Source organism: Bacillus sp. F56, assembly GCF_001748205.1.
GTDB classification, from domain to species: domain Bacteria; phylum Bacillota; class Bacilli; order Bacillales; family Bacillaceae; genus Bacillus; species Bacillus stercoris.
The window spans coordinates 191,173-210,336 of record NZ_BDFC01000008.1 but is presented as its reverse complement, the minus strand read 5'-3'; the positions used below and the strand labels follow the sequence as shown (position 1 = coordinate 210,336).

The window sequence follows — 19,164 nt, the reverse complement described above, 5'->3', positions numbered from 1 at the left end:
ATGCCACCTCTATTAGAAAATTTCCATTAATTTATCAAGCTCATCCAGCGTCAAATCGTCGTCACCAAGGTCACTCGGGGTCAGTTCCGTACCATCTTGAGATAGGCAATGTTCAATGATTCTGAGTAGATGCGCTTTAAAGCTGTCGCTGAATGACTTTATCGTTTTTTCATGAAATTCAAGAGAATGATAGGCCAGTGACATCGTCAGTTTTCCGTTTTCGATATATCCGACAACATCCAGCGCGTTCGGTTTTTCTGTTTCCGGGCTTAACGATTGTCCTGATGGCAGCTCTGATCTCGTGAACAAGCCTGCATCCGACATGTCATCGAACTGTCCTAAATAGTTAAAGCTGACATCCGGCTGAATCGAGAACGCCACATCTTCTTTATGTTCCGGTGCCGTCAGATAGTGCAGAATGCCGTATCCGACTCCCTTATTCGGCACATGTCTGATATCTTCTTTCATTTGCTTCAGCTGGTAGCCCAGGTCATCCGCATGCTTCATATCAAGCACCATCGGGTACATACTTGTAAACCAGCCGACTGTGCGGGAAATAGTCAGGTCTTCTATCATTTCTTCACGTCCATGCCCCTCTAAATGAACACTTACTTGATCTTGGCCTGTCCACTCCTTCATCGCCAATCCGAATGCCGTCAGCAAAATATCATTCATTTCTGTGTGATATGCCTCATGCACCTTTGTGGTGAGCTGTTCTGTCTCTTCAGCAGTCAGCGAGAATTCAATTGTCTTTGTATGTTTCATTCGCTGATCACCAGATTCGCGGTCTTTCGGAAGCTTTACAGCGACAGTTTGTTCTTCAAGCTGTCTCCAATACTCTTTTTCTTTCAAAAAGGCTTTGGAGTTCGCGAAGTCTTGCAATCTCTCTGCATACTCTGCAAATGAATGTGTTTTCTGCGGGAGAACCGGTTCATTGCCTTGCTCAAGCTGTGTATATACCGCGGCGAAATCCTCCAGTAAAATCCGCCACGACACGCCGTCAACCACTAAGTGGTGAATGGCAAGCAGCAAGTGGTCTCCGTCTTCCGCTTGGAACAATCCCGCTTTTAACAATCCGCCTTCCTGCAAGTCGATGCTGCTTTGCAAACGCTCCGCTTCTCTCTCTATACGGTCTTCGTGATCTTTCGATTGTCCCTCAATCTGGATGACCTCCAATTGAGCGGAAGAGGCTTCAAGTCCTCTGTTGTATTGAACGACATCTTCCTGTCCCTCACGGTAAACCATACGGAGCGCGTCATGATGCTCGATCAGCGCCTGCAATGTTTTCTCAACACGTTCAGGATCAAAGCCCTTCTTGGCGTGAAGCATCACCGATTGGTTCCAGTGGTGCTTGTTCGTGAAGTTCTTTTCAAAGAACCAGCGCTGGATCGGCGTCAGGATGACTTCGCCCTCCACCGGGCCTTGGTCTGCCTGTTTGCCTTCGGCACGCTCTACGTATTGGGTCAGCTCCTCGATCGTTGGGTGCTGGAAGAGATCTTTCATTTCCAGCTTCCAGCCGTGCTGGTTCAAGCGGCTCGCCATCTGAATTCCTTTGATGGAATCTCCGCCCAGCGAGAAGAAATTATCGGTGACACCGACTTCAGCCATTCCAAGCACGTCCTGCCAGATGCCGGCAAGCAGCTCTTCCATGTCGGTCGTCGGCGCTTTGTATTCCCCGCTTCCCGCTTCGATGTCCGGCTCAGGCAAGGCTTTGCGGTCCACTTTGCCGTTTGCCGTAACCGGAAGCTCGCTCAGCGTCACCCAGAACGCCGGGATCATGTAATCCGGCAGGGTTTCCTTCAGTGCTGATTTCAGTGCTTCTATGTCAGCTGATTCCGGTGTGACATACGCCGCGATCGCTGTATTGCCGCCTTTATCTTTGACAGCTGTCACTGCCGCATCCTGCACCCCAGAAAGCTGTGCGAGCTGGACTTCGATTTCTGAAAGCTCGATTCGGTTGCCGCGGACCTTGACCTGCTGGTCGATCCGGCCGATGTATTCGATGCCGCCGTTCACCCACTTCACCAAATCGCCGGTGCGGTACATGCGTTCACCCGGCACAAACGGATCAGCGACAAACCGCTTCGCGGTTTCGTCTTCTCGATTCAGATAGCCTCGCGCCAGTCCGCGTCCCGCCACGCAAAGCTCTCCGGCTACGCCTTCCGGCTGCACCTGATTGCCCTCGCCAAGAATGTACACTCTCGTATTGGCGATCGCCTGTCCGATGGAAAGCGAGCCTTCCTCCGGATGGATTTCCGTGCTTGTGGCAACGACCGTGTTTTCTGTCGGCCCGTAGTTGTTGACGAGCTTGTACGGCTTTTTCACGGCACGCTTCAGCTTGTCTCCTCCAGTCAAGAGGACACGAAGTGATGTGTTCTCAAGCTCCATGAACTGTTCCGCCAGCTGTGTCGGCAGGAACGTAATCGTTACGCCGTTCGTTTCGAAATAATCGTTTAGGCGGACAATATCGAGGCGGATCGCTTCATCTATGACGTGAAGCTCGGCGCCGATCGTCCAAGTCGGGAACATCTCCCAAATGGAAGCGTCAAACCCAAAGCCCGCGTACTTCGCACTGCGGTCCTCCGCTGTCATGCCAAACGCGTCGTGGTGCCAGAAGCACAGGTTCACAAGCGCATGGTGCTCGACCATGACACCCTTCGGCTGTCCGGTCGTCCCAGACGTGTAAATCATGTACGCCAAGTTCTCAGCGGTTACAGTGGTCTCTGGATTCTCCTCGTCATTTTCATCAAGCGGCAGGCTTAGAATCGTGCGGCTTCCGTCGAGAAGGATGACATCTCCCGTATAGCTGTCCGGCACTGAAATGCCCTCTTGCTTCAAGAGAAGCTTCGCGCCGCTGTCCTGTAAAATATACTCAATCCGCTGATCAGGGTAGTCAGGATCAATCGGCACAAATGCCGCTCCCGCCTTTAAGACGCCGAGCAAAGCGGCGGACATTTCAAGCGACGGCTTCGTGAGAACGCCGACGCGGTCATCCGGGCTGATGCCGCAGTCGATCAGAATCCGCGCGAGACGGTTTGCCTTCGCATTCAGCTCGCCGTACGTCCAAGATCGGCCGTTGTATGTGACAGCCGGGCGGTCTTTGTGGCGCTGGACAGTCTCTTCGAATAGCTGATGAACCGTTTTGTCTGTCGGCACAGGCAGCGTCTTGCCCTTCCATGCCTCGAGAAGCGCTTGTTTTTCTGTTTCAGTGACGAGTGACAGGCTGGAAAGCGGCTGGTTCAGGTTCCCAGTAACAGCATCTAAAAGCTGCATCCAGTATTGCTTCCATCGTTCAATCGTTTCCTGCTTAAACAGAGCTGTATTGTATTCGAGTACGAATGTAAGCCCTCCGTCGGTTTCGTCAGCTGTCAGTGTGAGATCAAACTTGGCTGTTTTCCGTTCAAACGGATGTGGCTCAAGCTGAATCCCTTTCATTGTTAAATCCTTTATATTCGCATTTTGCATTGAAAAAACTGCATCGAATAACGGATTTCTGCTTGTGTCACGCTGAACCTGAACATTTCCGATCAAGTCCTCAAGCGGGTAATCCTGCGCATCAAAAGCGCTGAGTGCCGTTTCTTTCACTTCATTAAGATAGTCAGCAAAGGTCTTTTCACCCTTCGGATACGTGCGCAGCGCCAATGTATTGACGAACATTCCGATAACGCGGCTGACGTCCGCTTGAGATCGTCCGGCCACAGGTGAACCGACGATGATATCGTCTTGTCCGCTCAATTTTGATAAAAACGCACTGTATGAAGCCAGCAGCACCATGTAAAGCGTGGAATCCGTTTCTTTTGCAAGCCTGCGCAGAGCATCAGCTTTGCCTGCTTCTAATGAAAATGCAATGCGGTCTCCCTCAAATGTTTGAACGGCAGGCCGGCTGTAGTCAGTCGGAAGCGTCAGTACCGGCAGCTCTCCATCCAGCTCCTTCAGCCAATGTTCCTCTTGCTTCTTGTAAAGCTCAGACTGAATGAACTGTTGCTGCCACACGGCATAATCCTTATATTGAATACGGAGCGGCTCAAGGGTTTCTCCGTCGTACAGCTTTGAAAGCTCCTCAATCAGCACACCGACAGATGCACCATCAGAAATAATATGATGCATATCGAACAGCAGCACATGCTCAGTGTCTGAATGCTTGATAAGCCCTATTCTGAACAGTGGAAGTTGGTCGATTTTGAAAGGCTTAATAAACTCAGAAACGATCCGCTCTGTCTCTTCTTCCGGGGCTTCGAAATAGGCTATCTCGCACTCAGCCTCTTCCCAGATCCGCTGCACCGTTTCTCCATCTTTTATTTCAAACGTGGTTCTCAAGGCTTCATGACGCTGCATTAACTGCTGCATGACGCTGTTAAGCCTTTCAACATCAAGCTCACCTGTCAGGCGCAGAACCGCCGGCATGTTATAGCTCGTTTGCGCATCCTCAAGCTGCTGAAGCACGTACATCCGTTTTTGCGGTGAAGAAACAGGATACGTATCTTGTTTCTCTGCCGGGCTGATACTTGCGGCTGTCCCTTTTTCAGCAGAGGCAATCACCTGTGCCAAGCCCTCAACCGTCGGTGATTGGAAGAGATCCTTGAGTGACAGCTCAACGCCCAGTTCCTGATGAACCAAGGCAAGCATCTTCATGCCTGCTAATGAATGTCCGCCAATGTCAAAGAAGTGGTCATAAACGCCGACTTGTTCTGCCTGAAGTACCTGTGCCCAAATGTCTGCGACTTTTTGTTCCGTTCCATTGCGTGGCGCAACATATGAAACACCTCTTGAAACGTTGGCATCAGGAATCGGCAGCGCTCTCCGGTCAATTTTTCCGTTCCCTGTCAGCGGCAGCTCGTCCATTTGGATAAACACCGCAGGAACCATATATGCCGGCAAGTCCTTCGCAGCATGCTCTCTCATCTCTTGTGATGAGATGTCTCCCTCTCCGACATAGTAAGCGCAAAGCAGTTGATCTCCCGCTCCTTGTTCAACAGCAAGCACAACACTTTCCTGAACACGATCATGGGTTTGCAGCTGATGTTCGATTTCTCCAAGCTCGATGCGCTGTCCGCGAATCTTCACCTGATGGTCGATTCGCCCGATAAATTCGATGTCGCCATTCGGCAGCCATCTCGCAAGGTCTCCCGTTTTATACATGCGTTCGCCGGATGTAAACGGATGGGGAACAAATTTCTCCTCAGTCAGTTCTGGACGGTTGTAATAGCCTTTCACGAGTCCTTCGCCGCTGACGCAAAGCTCTCCGGCAATCCCGGCAGGCTGCACGTGTCCCGTACGGTCAAGAATGTATACTTCCGTATTGCTAACCGGTTTTCCAATCGGAACAGACAGCGTGTGCTCCTCCAATTCATCAACCGGATGATACGTCGCGAAAACCGTGCTTTCAGACGGCCCATACATGTGAAGGAGCTTGCCCTTTCCAACCGTTTGCAAAGCTTTTCTGACATGCTCAACCGAAGCCCGTTCCCCGCCAAACATAATCTTGCGAAGCGTTGACAAGCATGCCGGATTCAAGTCCACAAGCAAGTGGAACAAAGCGGTTGTAATCATGAGAATGCTGATGTTCTCCCGTTCAATGACGCGGGACAGACGAGCCATGTCCAAAACGGTTTCTTTCGGTATCAGCACCAGCTTGGCTCCGTTTAACAAAGAGCCGAACATATCGAACATAAACGCGTCAAACACGTAATTTGAAAGTCCGAGAATCGTATCCTGTTCTGTAATGCTGAGATAATTCGTTTTCTTCACCGTACGGAGAATATTGGCATGTGTCACGATATTCCCCTTTGGCGTTCCTGTCGTTCCGGAAGTATACGTCAGGTTGGCCATTGCCGCAGAATCAAGAGGCAGTGCGAGATTTCGCGCTTCGTCATGATAGCTTTCTTCCTCATCTGCGAGCACGATAACGCCGCCAAATTCAGCTTCTTCCGCTAAAGCCTTTAATTTCCTCTGTGTGAGAAGCACCTTTGCGCCGCTGTCACGGAAGAAATGCTGCATCCGCTGAATCGGATGTTCCGGATCAATCGGAACATAAGCCGAACCTGATTTTAATACTGCCAAGATCGACACAATCATCTCCATGGACCGCTCACATAAGACAGCCGCAGTTCCGCCTTCGCCAGCTCCAAGAGAAAGAATGCCGCGGGCTAAACGATTGGCCCGTTCATTCAGTTCACGATAAGTGAGTGATTCGCCTTCATATTGAAGCGCAGTGTGGTCTGGCGTATTCGCCGCTTGCTCTTCAAACAGCTGAACAATTGTTTTGTCTTTCGGATAAGGTGTTCTGCCCGGGTTAAACTGCTGAATTTGCAAAGCAGCCTCCTCTTCAGAAAGAAGCTTAAACTCGGAAATCCGCTGTTCCGGCTCAGCCGCAGCATCTTCAAGCAAACGCGCAAAATGCGTAAGCAGCCTGTTTGCCGTGCTTTGTTTAAAGAGCTTCGTGCTGTAATCCAAATCAAGCTCAATGCCTTCATCGGTTTCTCTCGCCTGCACTGTCAAATCAAATTTGGCTATCTTGAAATTGGTCTCATGAACAGACAAGGACAGATCGCCGACAGCCGGAATGCCCTCTGTCGCGTTTTGAAGGCTGAACATCGTGTCAAACAGCGGATGCCTGCTTACATCACGCGGGATGTTTAAATCTTCAACAAGCCACTCAAACGGATAATCCTGATGGGAAAAGGCATCCAGCACGCGTTTGCGGACACGCGAGATCAATTGGGTAAACGTCTCATCCTGCTTGACCTCACTGCGAATCGCAAGCGTATTGACGAACATCCCGACAATGCCCTCTGTATCGGAATGGTTTCTGCCGGCTGACGGCGTCCCGACAATGATGTCATCCTGTCCCGTATACTTTGACAAAAGCGTATAGTAAGCGGAAAGCATCACCATATACAAAGTGGCGCCGTTTTGTTCAGCCAAACGATTGAGGCGATCCTTTACCCCCGCATCCAGCTTGATTGACACCCGATCCCCTTCAAAGCTTTGAACAGGCGGTCTCGGATAATCGGACAGAAGCTGAAGCACCGGGAGCTCGCCTGCAAAGACTTCCTTCCAATAAGCTCGGTCCTTCTTGTACCCTTCAGCAGCCTGCCTGCTTTGCCATACGGCGTAGTCCTTATACTGGAGACGAAGCTCAGGAAGCTGTTCGCCTTTATAAATGCGTGCTAATTCCTCCAATATAATGCCAATGGATACACCGTCAGAAATCAAGTGGTGCATGTCAAACAGCAGCATATGACGGTTCTCTTCAAGCTTCAGCAGACCGATTCTGAACAGCGGAGCTTTCGCCAAATCAAATTTCCGAACGAATGAAGCCATAATTGCCTCATCTGAGCGGCCGCCTCTTTCAATCATCTCAATGTTGAATTCAACGCTGTCGTAAATGTTCTGTCTCGGCGTGCTGTTTTCAAGAACAAATGACGTTCTCAAAGACTCGTGGCGTCGGATTAACCCCTGAAATGCGCGCTCCAGTTTTTGAATATCTAAAGGCCCTTCCAGAATTGCTGCCGCCGGCATGTTGTAGCCGACTCCCGCATCCTCGAACTGGCTGACGATATATGTTCGCTGCTGTGCCAGAGAAAGCGGATAATGCTCCTGTTTTTCAGCAGGTTCAATCACCGCAAAAGCTTTGCTTTCTCTGTGATCTGCTTCCTGTGCAAGAGCCGCAATCGTCGGATGCTCAAACAAATATTGAAGCGGAATCTCGATGCCTGTTTCCTTATGAATCTTCGTTAAAAGGGTCATGGCCTTCAATGAATGTCCGCCCGTTTCAAAGAAATTGTCAAAGATCCCCGCCTTCTCAACGTTCAGCACATCCTGCCAAATGGCTGCGATTGCTTTTTCAGTCTCATTTCGCGGCGCTGTATAGGCCGTGCCGCTGACAGCCTTCACCTCTAGCGCAAACAGCTTGCGGCGATCGACTTTGCCGCTTGGCGTAAGCGGAATTTCTGTCACGTCTGTAAAGTAAGCCGGCACCATATAGTCAGGAAGCTGTCTGGCCGCATGCTCCCTCAAGCCGGCTGGCGCAAATTCGCTTCCAGGCTTCTGCACAACATATGCGCAAACCTCAAGATTTCCCTGTTCGTCAGGCCGTGCCAAAACAACGGCTTTTGCAACGTCGGGCGCCTGCTGAATCACAGCTTCAATTTCCCCAAGCTCAATTCGGTATCCGCGGACTTTGACCTGGTCATCCTCTCTGCCTAAATATTCGATTGTTCCATCTGGAAGCCAGCGCACCACATCCCCGGTTCGGTACATGCGCTCGCCCGCCACGAACGGATCTTGTAAAAACTTCTCATCCGTCAATTCAGGTAAATGCAAATAGCCTCGGCCTACACCGTCTCCCGCGATATAAAGCTCGCCCGCCACGCCTTCAGGCTGCAGCCGGCATTTTTGATCCAAAATATATAAGCGGTTATTACCCAGCGCTTTCCCGATCGGCACATACGCTGATTGAACGGGACTCTCCGAGATAACCGGATGAACAGAGGCGTCAACACACGTTTCAGTCGGTCCGTACACATTGGTCAAACGCGGTGCCGCGCCTGTTTCTTTAAACAGCTTCATCAGCTTATCCGCAACGACAGAGGATAGGCCTTCTCCGCCAATCAGCATATGCTTCAGCTTAAGTCCGACAAGATCGCCCGCCGCTATCAACATTTGCAGATGGGCAGGTGTACCATCCGTCGCCTCAATGCTATTTCTCCGATAATACGCAGCAAGGGCGGCCCCGTTCGTCACTGTTTTCTTCGGTACGATATATAGGGTTTGTCCCAAAAGAAGCGACGCGAAAATCTGCTTCACTGACGCATCAAAGTGGAAAGGCGCAAGCAATGCCATCCGCAGGGTTTGGCAGCCGCTTTGATAAATCGTCTGCTGCAGAGATTCAACCAAGTGATGAACCTGGCGATGCTCGATCATAACGCCTTTCGGACGTCCGGTTGTTCCCGATGTGTAAATAATGTAAGCAAGATTCCGCGCGTTTACATCAGCCTCCGGCATGTCGTCTGCGCCTTCCGCAATCGCCTGATCAAAATCAATCAATTCAGCATCGGACGCAGGAGCTTCAATCTGCGATTCAGTCAGGATGAAGTCCGCCCCGCAATCCTCCAAAATATATTGAATCCGCTCAGCAGGAAAACCGGGATCAATCGGCACATAGGCTCCGCCGGCATTTAAAATCCCCATGATAGATGTAATCATCCGTTCAGAGCGTTCAATCAGTACGGCGACAGGACTGTCCGGGCCAACCCCTTTTTGTTTCAGCACATTGGCAATGCGTGCAGATTGCTCATGTAACGCTCGATAGGACAATGTGCGATCTTCAAATACAACTGCTGGGTGATCTGAAAGCAGCTCAGCCTTTTCTCGGAAAAGCTCTGGGATCGTCATGTCCTTACGGTAGTTCACAGATTTACCGCCGGCCATCGCAAGCAGCTTCTCTTTCTCCCCTTCAGAAATCAGTGTTAATTCATCAATTGTATGTTCTGGATGCGTTAACGCGTTCTCCAGCATGGTCATCATGCGCTCACAAATCATGTTGATTTCTTCACGTGAAAATAAATCAGTTCGGTAATCAAAATCTATGGTGAGTTTCCCAGTATCCCATCGATCCTTTACATGAATCGAGACATCATTTAATCCGCTGCCGCTGAAAATCGGCTCTGTCAAAAAGGCAAGATCCTCTTCTTTCTGCCACTGCATCACTTGATATTCAAGAGAAACTGTAAACAGCCTGGTCAGAGAGCTCTTTGTTTCACGCAAATCGTTGATCAGGAGATTATACGGATACTTTTGGTGGCGAAGTGTCTTCATGAGATCCTTCATCCGATCTTTGACAAATTCTAAAAACGCTTGCCCGCCGTCAATGTTTGTCCGAAGCGGAACCGTAGAAACAAACATGCCTAGCATTTGCTTCTCTTTCGCATTCGTCCGGTTGCCCATAAAGGTTCCCGTCACAACATCATTCTGGCCGCTGACCCTGTACAAATAGGCGGCAAGCAACGATTGAAACACCGAAAGAACACTGACTTTGTTTGCCTCACAAAACGAGAGAATCTGTTGATGAAGCGCTTCAGGCACATCTTGAGAGTACCTCTCAGCATCCAAACTCCCTCCTGCGGAAGCATTCCGTTTCAGGGAAACAAGTTCAGGCACCGATTCAAATTGCTTGTTCCAAAACGCCTTGTCCTTTTCAAACCGCTTCGATTGAGCATAGTCCTGTTCAGATAAAACATGATCGATAAATGAATGCGAGATTCCTTCTTTTGTCTCTGAGCCGCTAGCTAATTCTAAATAAATGTGCATGATCGCATTCCCGAGAATATTCATGGAGATGCCATCAGAAATTACGTGATGAACATTTGCGTAAAACCACACTTCATTTTCCTTTATGGTGAACAAGGAAAAACGGAACAAATCACAATCGTACAGCGGCAAAGGTTTTTTCGTTTCCTCCCGGCTCCATTGTGAAATAGACTCTATCGCATTCGGATCTCCAGTAGTGTCAGTATGTTTTATATCAACAGGCCGATACTCGCTAATATATTGAACTGGCTCACCGTTTTCATCGAGCCGCAGCCGAAGGCGCATGGACTCATTTCTGCGAATAAACTCTTGAATCGCCTGCCCAACAAGCACATAATCAATCGCATCGGCTGAAACCAGCTTACCAATCCCCGCAAGGTTTGAAATACTCGTGTGAGGATAAAATTTTTCTGTATACCAAATTCGTTTTTGTGCATCCGTTAAAGGATAAAAAGTTATTTCCATATTGTCATACCTCCCCTAGTCTTCATAAGCAGTGAACATGTGCAGCGCATTTTCTCTTTTTTATCCATACCAGCTTTTAATTCTTATGAACTAACAACCGAAATAGCCCAAAGTACTACACTTAAAAAGCAGTGCTTCCAATCTACCGCTATTAAAACAGGCTGCCGTCAGTCAGCATTGCGGGGTCTAACACAAGCGAATAAAGACCGCAAGCCCCCCCACCCTAATAGGAAACAATTTTGGCTATTTATTCATTGTTTTCAATATTTTTTATCTTACTACCGTTCACTTTAAATGAAAAAAATGTTTTTATCACCGAAAAATGGGTGAAAAGTTTCATGCGGGATGCCGAAAGATTCCAGTTTATTTACAGGGATATTTTTGCGGGATGCCGCAATTATTTCCACTAAACATTATTTACAGAAAAATAAAAATTTTTAAAACAAACTTCTGCGTTCAATCTTATTTATTGTTGACTGCGATTTACAGTCTTTACATGATATATGTTTACCGCGCAAAAACCGAAAAACAGGCAAAAAAAAGACACCCTTGCGAAGAGCGCCTTACAACGATTCTTTCATGACATTTTTGTCGATATCAAACAATTCCATATAGCCTTTCCCCCACTCATACATGGCATCAAGAATAGGCATGAGGCTTTCTCCTTGCGAGGTCAGAGAATATTCAACCCTTGGCGGGACAACCGGATACACTTCCCTGTGAACAATCATATCCTGCTCAAGCTCTCTCAGCTGATTCGCGAGGATCTTCTGCGTAATATCAGGAATCAATGTTTTTAATTCATTGAACCGTTTTGTGCCTTCTTTTCCTAAATGCCACAAAATGAGCATTTTCCACTTACCGCCAATCACTGCAAGCGTTAATTCCTTCTCACAATTAAACCTTTTTCCGTCCATCCGGCTCAAAAGAAATCCCCTCTCAGTAACCTTTTTATATGTTAGATACGTATCGTCACTTACTTACTTTTTTGCAGACTCTTTTTTCATTATACTCACTCATAATACTTAGAGAAAGAAATCTGATTGCCGCTCCACACAGTATCCTCCAAGTAACTTGTTGACTTCAAAGTGCCTACTTCTCATCAATAGAAGGAACCTATAGAATGAAAAATAATTCGAAAAAGGGAGTGGATCAACAATGGAATTACAGCTTGCATTAGACCTCGTCAACATCCCCGAAGCCATTGAGCTTGTCAAAGAAGTGGAACAATATATCGACGTGGTTGAAATCGGAACACCTGTCGTCATTAATGAAGGCCTAAAAGCCGTTAAAGAAATAAAAGACACATTTCCGCAATTGAAAGTTCTTGCAGACCTGAAAATCATGGATGCCGGGGGCTACGAAATCATGAAAGCGTCGGAAGCGGGCGCTGACATCATCACCGTTTTAGGGGCTACAGACGATGCAACGATTAAAGGCGCAGTAGAAGAAGCCAAAAAACAAAAGAAGAAAATCCTAGTGGACATGATTAACGTGAAAGACATCGAATCCCGCACGAAAGAAATCGACGCACTCGGTGTTGACTACATCTGCGTCCACACTGGTTATGATCTTCAAGCAGAGGGCAAAAACTCTTTCGATGAATTAACGACAATCAAAAATACCGTAAAAAACGCAAAAACCGCAATCGCGGGCGGCATCAAACTTGATACACTGCCAGAAGTAATCAAACAAAAGCCTGACCTTGTCATTGTTGGGGGCGGAATTACAAGCGCGGCAGACAAAGCCGAAACAGCTTCAAAAATGAAACAGCTGATTGCCCAAGGATAAATCAGATGAAAACGACTGAATACGTAACGGAAATTCTCAATGAGTTACACCGTTCAGCAGCTTATATTTCTGATGAAAAAGCTGACCAGCTTGCCGATCACATTCTTTCGTCTAATCAAATTTTTACTGCGGGTGCGGGGCGGTCTGGCCTGATGGCAAAATCCTTCGCGATGAGATTGATGCACATGGGCTTCAACGCCCATATAGTCGGTGAAATTCTCACTCCGCCGCTCGCCGAAGGAGATCTAGTTATTATCGGCTCAGGCTCAGGCGAGACAAAGAGCTTGATTCATACCGCAGCAAAAGCGAAAAGCTTACACGGAAATGTTGCAGCTTTAACCATCAATCCGCAATCAAGTATCGGAAAACAAGCAGACCTGATCATTAGAATGCCTGGTTCTCCTAAAGACCAGTCAAACGGAAGCTATAAAACCATCCAGCCAATGGGATCATTATTTGAACAAACGTTGCTGCTATTCTACGACGCAGTAATTTTAAAACTCATGGAGAAAAAAGAACTCGATTCTGAAACCATGTTCACCCACCACGCGAACCTTGAATAGCCTTACACAACCGGCCTGAAGATCAGGCCGGTTTTATTTTTTCTAAAATAAAACTTTAAGCCTGAAAATCCGATAAGTAATATGACCTACGAATTGCAAAAGGAGGAATTATGTTGATAAAACGACTTAAGTTGAAGCTAGGAACTAAAATTCTTTTCCTGGTTTTTGTGGTGATTCTTTTATTTTCCGCATCAGTCGGCACGGTGATGCTTAAGGAAATTACAGAAAACATGAAACAAATGGCAACTGAAAAAGCGAAAGGGGATCTCGCTTTAAGCAATGCTTATATTGATGATGTCATTTCAGGGGACTGGCAGGTGAAAAACAATAAGCTCTATAAAGGGCAAACACAAATCAATGGAAATGAAGATATCGTTGATCTGCTTGGCGAAAAAACGGGTGATACCATTACCATTTTCCAAGGCGATACTCGTGTTGCAACCAATGTCATGAAGAATGGAGAAAGAGCTGTTGGCACCCAGGCTTCTTCTGAAGTTACTGAAGCTGTATTAAAGAACGGCAAACGGTTCTACGGACAGGCAGATGTTGCAGGCTCCTCTTATCAGACGGCATACATGCCGTTAAAAGATCAAAACGGGAACATCATCGGCATGCTTTATACCGGAGCCAATCAAAGCATATTAGCATCACTTACACATTCGCTTTTCACTCAATTCGCTATCGTTCTTGTTATCGTCATTATGGTATCAGTCATCCTTGTCCTGCTTTTCACAAAAAAAATCAACAAGCGGCTGAACGCTTTAAAAAGCGCGTTTGAAAGTGCCGGAAACGGAGACATGACAATAGAGGTGTCAGATAAAACCGGTGACGAGCTCTCAGAACTAAGCGCCTATTATAACAAGATGAGAATGAAGCTGAACGATACTATCCAAACTGTACAACAATCAGCCCTTCAGCTTGCGTCAGCCTCTCAGCAGCTCTCAGCCGGAGCAGAGGAAACAAATCAAGCTTCAGAAAAAATCACAGAAGCTGTACAGCAGATTGCAAATGGAGCCCAAGATCAGATCACCCGAATTGAAAATAGTGAAAGCTCATTAAAACAAGCTTCAGCAGACATCCGGGATATTTCTGCAAATACTGCCGCTATCGCTGACAAAGGGCAGCTCGCTCAATCAAAAGCAGACATTGGACAAAAGGAAATTGCAAATGTACAGGCGCAAATGGATGCGATTCACCAGTCAATTCAGAAAAGCGGAGAAATCATACACCAGCTAGACGGCCGCTCTAAACAAATTGAGCAAATTTTATCGGTCATCACCCAAATTGCCGACCAGACAAACCTGCTTGCGCTGAATGCAGCGATCGAAGCTGCCAGAGCCGGTGAACATGGAAAAGGCTTTGCTGTTGTTGCCGATGAGGTACGCAAATTAGCGGAAGAGTCTCAACAGTCTGCGGGACAGATTTCAAAACTGATCAAAGAAATACAAAATGATATGAACCAATCTGCAAGATCTGTTGAGCATGTGAAAACAGAAGCTGCAGAGGGAGTCACCATGATCCAGCGCACCAGAGATGCATTTAAGGAAATTGCAGCTGCAACAGGTGAAATCAGCGCCGAGATTAGTGATTTATCAGCATCTGTAACAAACATTTCAGCCAGTGCACATCAAATAAATGATTCCTTTGCAGCCAATACGGCCGACATTAAAGAATCTACTCAAAATACCCGGCAAGCGGCTGCATTAACAGAGGAGCAATTTGCTGCAATGGAGGAGATTACCGCAGCTTCTGAAACGCTGTCTCAATTAGCTGAGGAGCTTACCGGTATCATAAGCCAATTTAAAATGATTAATCAAGCCGAAAACGGCTGATGACTTACTATCATTATTGTAAATTCGCAATTGTAATTTGCTGAAAACAAATATTTCGATCTGCTAAAATTACGATTTCTGCAATAAACTGAGCGTAAAACCTAAAATTTAAACCTTTACACCACATGCTTTCTGGATTACTCTTGTGTCAGTTTTAAAGTTGCTAAAAGCGGGAGGTGAACATCACGACGGACATCATAAAAACGATACTTCTCGTCATCGTCGTCATAGCAGCTGCAGCTGTCGGCCTGATAAAGGGAGACTTTTTCTCAGCTGATCAAAAAACGTCTCAAACGAAAGAATATGACGAAACGATCGCCCTCCCTTCTGACCGTTTTCCCGAAACGGCCAAACATATTAAGGATGCGATAAATGAGGGGCACTCAGAGGTGTGCACCATCGACAGAGACGGAGCTGAGGAACGCCGCGAGCAATCATTAAAAGACGTACCGCCAAAAACGGGGTATGACAGAGATGAATGGCCAATGGCCATGTGCAAAGAAGGCGGTGAGGGAGCTTCTGTAGAATACATTTCTCCCGCTGACAACCGCGGAGCAGGCTCTTGGGTCGGGCATCAGCTTACCGATTATCCAGACGGCACAAAGGTTTTATTCACAATTCAGTAAACAGTACATAGAGGAGGAACAGCACATTGATCAAATCATGGAAGCCGCAAGAACTTTCGATTTCATATCATCAATTTACTGTATTTCAAAAGGATTCTGCACCTCCTGTAATGGATTGGACTGACGAAGCGATTGAAAAAGGTTATACTGCGGCAGACGGGGCCATTTCCTTTGAGGCACAGCGAAATACAAAGGCCTTTATTCTTTTGCGCCTGAACAGTTCAGAAACAGTAAACGCCTACGAGAAAAAAGTGACTGTTCCTTTTCATCTCACAGAAAACGGAATTCAAATTGAAAGCATCATGTCTAAAAGACTGTCCTTTGATCTCCCCAAAGGAAACTATCAATTGACATGCTGGACTGTGCCGGCTGAAATGTCAGATTTGCACGCTGACACTTATATTATTGATGCTGTTTCTGTGTAATGAAAAACCCCTGAGAGAATAACTCTCAGGGACTCTTTATAAACTTTCTCCGTTCGTCTTGATGACATCTTGATACCAATAAAAGCTTTTTTTCTTCAAGCGTTTTAAATCGTATGTGCTTTCTTCATCACGATTGACATATACAAATCCGTATCTTTTTTGGTAGCCGTTCAGCCAGCTTAACAGATCAGTAAACGACCAGCTGCAATAGCCGATTAAATCGACACCGTCACTGATGGCTTGTCTGCATTGCTCAAGATGCGAACGCAAATAATCAATTCGATAATCATCCTGTACAGTGCCGTCCTCAACTTTATCAAATTCACCTAAACCGTTCTCTGTTATAAACACTGGAAGCTGATAGCGGCTTGTAATTCGGCGAAGGCCGATACGCAGCCCAGTTGGGTCAATTGTCCAATCCCAGTTGCTCGTTGTCAGATGAGGATTTTTTTTCGTTTTGAACACTCCCGGTACCCCCGTCTCTTGATTGGTTCCCTTTTGGCCTGTCGTATTCATTTTCCCTTCCGACACACCATCAAGCGGATTTCGTTCGTAGGTGATCGTCTGATAATAATTGACACCTACAAAATCAGGCTTCCCTTTGGCAAGGAGCTCCATATCTCCCGCTTCGATAGTCGGCGCCCATCCCTGTTTTTCCAAGTAACGGAAAGGGATTTGCGGGTAGGTTCCCCAGCAATACATGTCAAGCCACCAATTGTTCATAAATTCTTCTGCGTTTTCAAATGCCAGGATATCCTCTGGATGGCTTGATAAAGGATAAGCCGGAGAATAAGCAAAGCTTGGACCGATTTTGCCTTCAGGCACATAATCTCTAAAGGATTCAATGGCTTTTGCATTAGCCAGAAATGCAATATGGTTTGCTTCATAAAATCGTTTTCTGTCTTTCACTCCAGGCGGATGCATGGCTGTAATAAAGCCGTGATTAAAATTGTAGTTCTGTTCGTTTAACGTAACCCAATATTTCACCCTGTCTCCAAAACGTTTATAAAGAGTAATACAGTAATGATTAAAATCCTCTATGATTTTTCTTGACTCAAACCCGCCGTACTCGTCCATAAGCGCTTGAGGCAAATCCCAGTGATATAAAGTCAAAACCGGCTCGATGTGATGAGAAAGCAATTCATCAATCAGGTTGTCGTAAAACGCTAGACCTGCTTCATTGATCTCCCCTCTTCCTTTTGGAAAAATCCGCGGCCAGCTGACGGAAAATCGATACGCTTTTAATCCCATCTCAGCCATCAGGGCGACATCTTCTTTATATCGGTGATAATGGTCAACCGCAATGTCTCCATTGGTTCCTTTAAACGTTTTGCCCGGTATTTTCGTAAATACATCCCAAACAGAAGGGCCTTTGCCATCTTCATTCCAAGCGCCTTCAATCTGGTACGCTGCAGAAGCAGAGCCCCACAAAAAATGTTTCGGAAAAGATTCTGGATGCTGGTGAATCATAGTGTTTATCACTCCTGAATGATTTGATAAATCTATCATAGGCTATGAAACGCGTTTCAGATCAACTCGATCTTAGTCGCGGAACAGTTCAGCTAATATTTTTTCTCTTTGTCCAAGAAAATATCGTGTTAATTGAACATGTTCTGTATTCTCATATTCAATATGATGTATTCTTCCATCATCAAAGCTTAAAATATTAGCATTGGGATAGCCCAGCAGGATAGGGGAATGAGTCGCAATGATCATTTGTACCTTTCCGCCCTTCACCAAATCATGTATAACTCTCAAAAAAGCTAGCTGCCTAGCTGGAGAAAGTGCTGCTTCTGGCTCATCTAAAAGATAAATCGCTTTCTCTTTAAAACGATGACGGAATAGAGACATAAAGGACTCTCCATGTGATTGTTTGTGTAGCGGTCTCCCTCCATAGGAACGGTAGGGCTGAGGAGCATCTAATTCCATTTCATCCAGATGAAGAGAAAGATGATAAAACGCTTCAGCTCTTAAGAAGAAGCCATTTGTTACCTTTGGAAGCCAAGATAAACGTATGTAATCTCCTAAATGGGAATCTGACTCCTGTAATTCATAGACATTATTTCGGCTTCCACCCGCTGTATTGAATTCACACTTATCTGCTATCGCTTCAAGCAAAGTAGATTTTCCAGACCCATTTTCCCCCACAAAAAAAGTCACTTGGCTAGTAAATAAGATGTCATTTAATTGACTTATAGCCGGGATAGTAAAAGGAAATCTGTCAAAGTCCAAAATCTTATCTCGAAGAAGAGTAACCTTTTTTAAAAACATAGCATCTCCTTTCTATACTCAGTTAAATAATATATTGAGAAAGATCTTCTGCATCCATAAAAACATAGCCCATCCTAGTATTCCAACACATAATGCAAACCAAAACGGCACATGAATTTTCAGCAAAAAAGCCAAAATAGCTAGTAAACAAACTGTAGCTGGGATTCCTGTAAGCACACCAGATGCAAATTGACTTAATTGAGCTGTTTTTTCACCTTGTAACTGCATCCAAAAAAGGCTTAATAAACTGACCAAGGGCAAAGCGGCAATGATCCCTCCATAGGTCGGATGTCTTTTTGATATTTCAGTAACAAAACCGATAATCAACGCAGAGATGATTACTTTACTTAAAACTGCCATTGTTTAGCTTTCCTACTCAATAGTTCAAATGCCTGTTCAACTAATTCCTTTTCTGATGTGCTCATTCGTTCAATTATTTCTTTCAATTTCTCTTTATCTAGCTGTGTATGCTGTTCAAGAACAGCTCTTCCTTCTTGCGTTAAGAAAACGAAAACTTTTCGTTCATCCTGCTGACTTCGCCGTTTAGCTATAAATCCCTTTTGAATCAAACGTTTAATATGCTCAGATGCTGTATTGTGTGAGACAGACAAGTATTCAGCCAAAGCTCCTATTGTTGCCTCACCTTGCTTTTCGATATGTTGCATGATTCGTATTGCCTGGTGAGAAATATTATCCTTATGTTGATAATGTAATAAATAATAAATTTCTGTCCACTGCTGATTAAGTTTTGCTATGAAGTCCGTTTCCATCTTTATACACCTCATTTATATCTTATCATAAGATATAATCAATTTAAACGATGTATTTTTCAGAAAATTCATTTTGCAACTTTTAACAATAAAAAAGCACCCAATTCCCA

The 19,164-nt window shown here is 46.0% G+C and carries 11 protein-coding genes; 5 read left to right on the top strand and 6 right to left on the bottom strand.

Annotated features, from left to right (window positions below; translation table 11 throughout):
• Window positions 1–12: 12 nt before the first annotated feature.
• Together srfAA and hxlR are read right to left on the bottom strand one after the other, a co-directional pair.
• Entirely contained in the window at window positions 13–10,776 is a 10,764-nt protein-coding gene (gene srfAA, locus BFW96_RS14735) for a surfactin non-ribosomal peptide synthetase SrfAA (protein WP_069839831.1), read from the bottom strand.
• Window positions 10,777–11,339: 563 nt separating this feature from the next.
• Window positions 11,340–11,702, bottom strand: a complete 363-nt coding sequence (hxlR, locus tag BFW96_RS14725; RefSeq protein ID WP_014662740.1) for a transcriptional activator HxlR — start codon at window positions 11,700–11,702, stop codon at window positions 11,340–11,342.
• A gap of 232 nt (window positions 11,703–11,934) precedes the next feature.
• Here hxlR and hxlA point away from each other — a divergent pair, with 232 nt between their 5' ends.
• The 5 genes from hxlA (at window position 11,935) to nin (ending at window position 16,013) form a co-directional block, all read left to right on the top strand.
• On the top strand, window positions 11,935–12,567 hold the full coding sequence (gene hxlA / locus BFW96_RS14720) for a 3-hexulose-6-phosphate synthase (RefSeq protein ID WP_069839830.1): 633 nt from the start codon (window positions 11,935–11,937) through the stop codon (window positions 12,565–12,567).
• 5 nt (window positions 12,568–12,572) lie between these two features.
• A complete protein-coding gene (gene hxlB, locus BFW96_RS14715) occupies window positions 12,573–13,130 on the top strand; it encodes a 6-phospho-3-hexuloisomerase (RefSeq protein WP_069839829.1) in 558 nt (185 codons plus the stop codon).
• Window positions 13,131–13,240: 110 nt separating this feature from the next.
• Window positions 13,241–14,962 (top strand): methyl-accepting chemotaxis protein TlpC, encoded by a 1,722-nt coding sequence (gene tlpC, locus BFW96_RS14710; protein WP_069839828.1) that lies wholly within the window; start codon window positions 13,241–13,243, stop codon window positions 14,960–14,962.
• A gap of 176 nt (window positions 14,963–15,138) precedes the next feature.
• Window positions 15,139–15,588, top strand: a complete 450-nt coding sequence (gene nucA / locus BFW96_RS14705) for a DNA-entry nuclease (protein ID WP_069839827.1) — start codon at window positions 15,139–15,141, stop codon at window positions 15,586–15,588.
• A 26-nt stretch (window positions 15,589–15,614) separates the two neighbouring features.
• On the top strand, window positions 15,615–16,013 hold the full coding sequence (nin, locus tag BFW96_RS14700) for a DNA-entry nuclease inhibitor (protein WP_069839826.1): 399 nt from the start codon (window positions 15,615–15,617) through the stop codon (window positions 16,011–16,013).
• Between the two features lie 36 nt (window positions 16,014–16,049).
• On the opposite strand, the gene bglC is transcribed toward nin, so the two are convergent.
• The 4 genes from bglC to BFW96_RS14680 all read right to left on the bottom strand — a co-directional run bounded on the left by bglC (window position 16,050) and on the right by BFW96_RS14680 (window position 19,054).
• The gene (gene bglC, locus BFW96_RS14695) at window positions 16,050–17,483 is read right to left on the bottom strand and encodes a 6-phospho-beta-glucosidase (protein ID WP_069839825.1); all 1,434 of its coding nucleotides are present in this window, start codon (window positions 17,481–17,483) and stop codon (window positions 16,050–16,052) included.
• A 72-nt stretch (window positions 17,484–17,555) separates the two neighbouring features.
• Entirely contained in the window at window positions 17,556–18,284 is a 729-nt protein-coding gene (locus tag BFW96_RS14690; RefSeq protein WP_014662733.1) for an AAA family ATPase, read from the bottom strand.
• An 18-nt stretch (window positions 18,285–18,302) separates the two neighbouring features.
• Window positions 18,303–18,644: a DUF3147 family protein gene (locus BFW96_RS14685; RefSeq protein ID WP_014662732.1), complete on the bottom strand. Its 342-nt coding sequence runs from the start codon at window positions 18,642–18,644 to the stop codon at window positions 18,303–18,305.
• Window positions 18,632–19,054 (bottom strand): MarR family winged helix-turn-helix transcriptional regulator, encoded by a 423-nt coding sequence (locus BFW96_RS14680; protein ID WP_041521243.1) that lies wholly within the window; start codon window positions 19,052–19,054, stop codon window positions 18,632–18,634. Before BFW96_RS14680 ends, BFW96_RS14685 begins: the two co-directional genes overlap by 13 nt.
• Window positions 19,055–19,164: the final 110 nt, after the last annotated feature.

Bases quoted from the DNA above. Each gene is read 5' to 3' on its own strand.
- srfAA (WP_069839831.1), bottom strand. From the start codon at position 10,776: ATGGAAATAACTTTTTATCCTTTAACGGATGCACAAAAACGAATTTGG.
- hxlA (WP_069839830.1), top strand. From the start codon at position 11,935: ATGGAATTACAGCTTGCATTAGACCTCGTCAACATCCCCGAAGCCATT.
- hxlB (WP_069839829.1), top strand. From the start codon at position 12,573: ATGAAAACGACTGAATACGTAACGGAAATTCTCAATGAGTTACACCGT.
- tlpC (WP_069839828.1), top strand. From the start codon at position 13,241: ATGTTGATAAAACGACTTAAGTTGAAGCTAGGAACTAAAATTCTTTTC.
- bglC (WP_069839825.1), bottom strand. From the start codon at position 17,483: ATGATTCACCAGCATCCAGAATCTTTTCCGAAACATTTTTTGTGGGGC.
- BFW96_RS14690 (WP_014662733.1), bottom strand. From the start codon at position 18,284: ATGTTTTTAAAAAAGGTTACTCTTCTTCGAGATAAGATTTTGGACTTT.
- BFW96_RS14685 (WP_014662732.1), bottom strand. From the start codon at position 18,644: ATGGCAGTTTTAAGTAAAGTAATCATCTCTGCGTTGATTATCGGTTTT.
- BFW96_RS14680 (WP_041521243.1), bottom strand. From the start codon at position 19,054: ATGGAAACGGACTTCATAGCAAAACTTAATCAGCAGTGGACAGAAATT.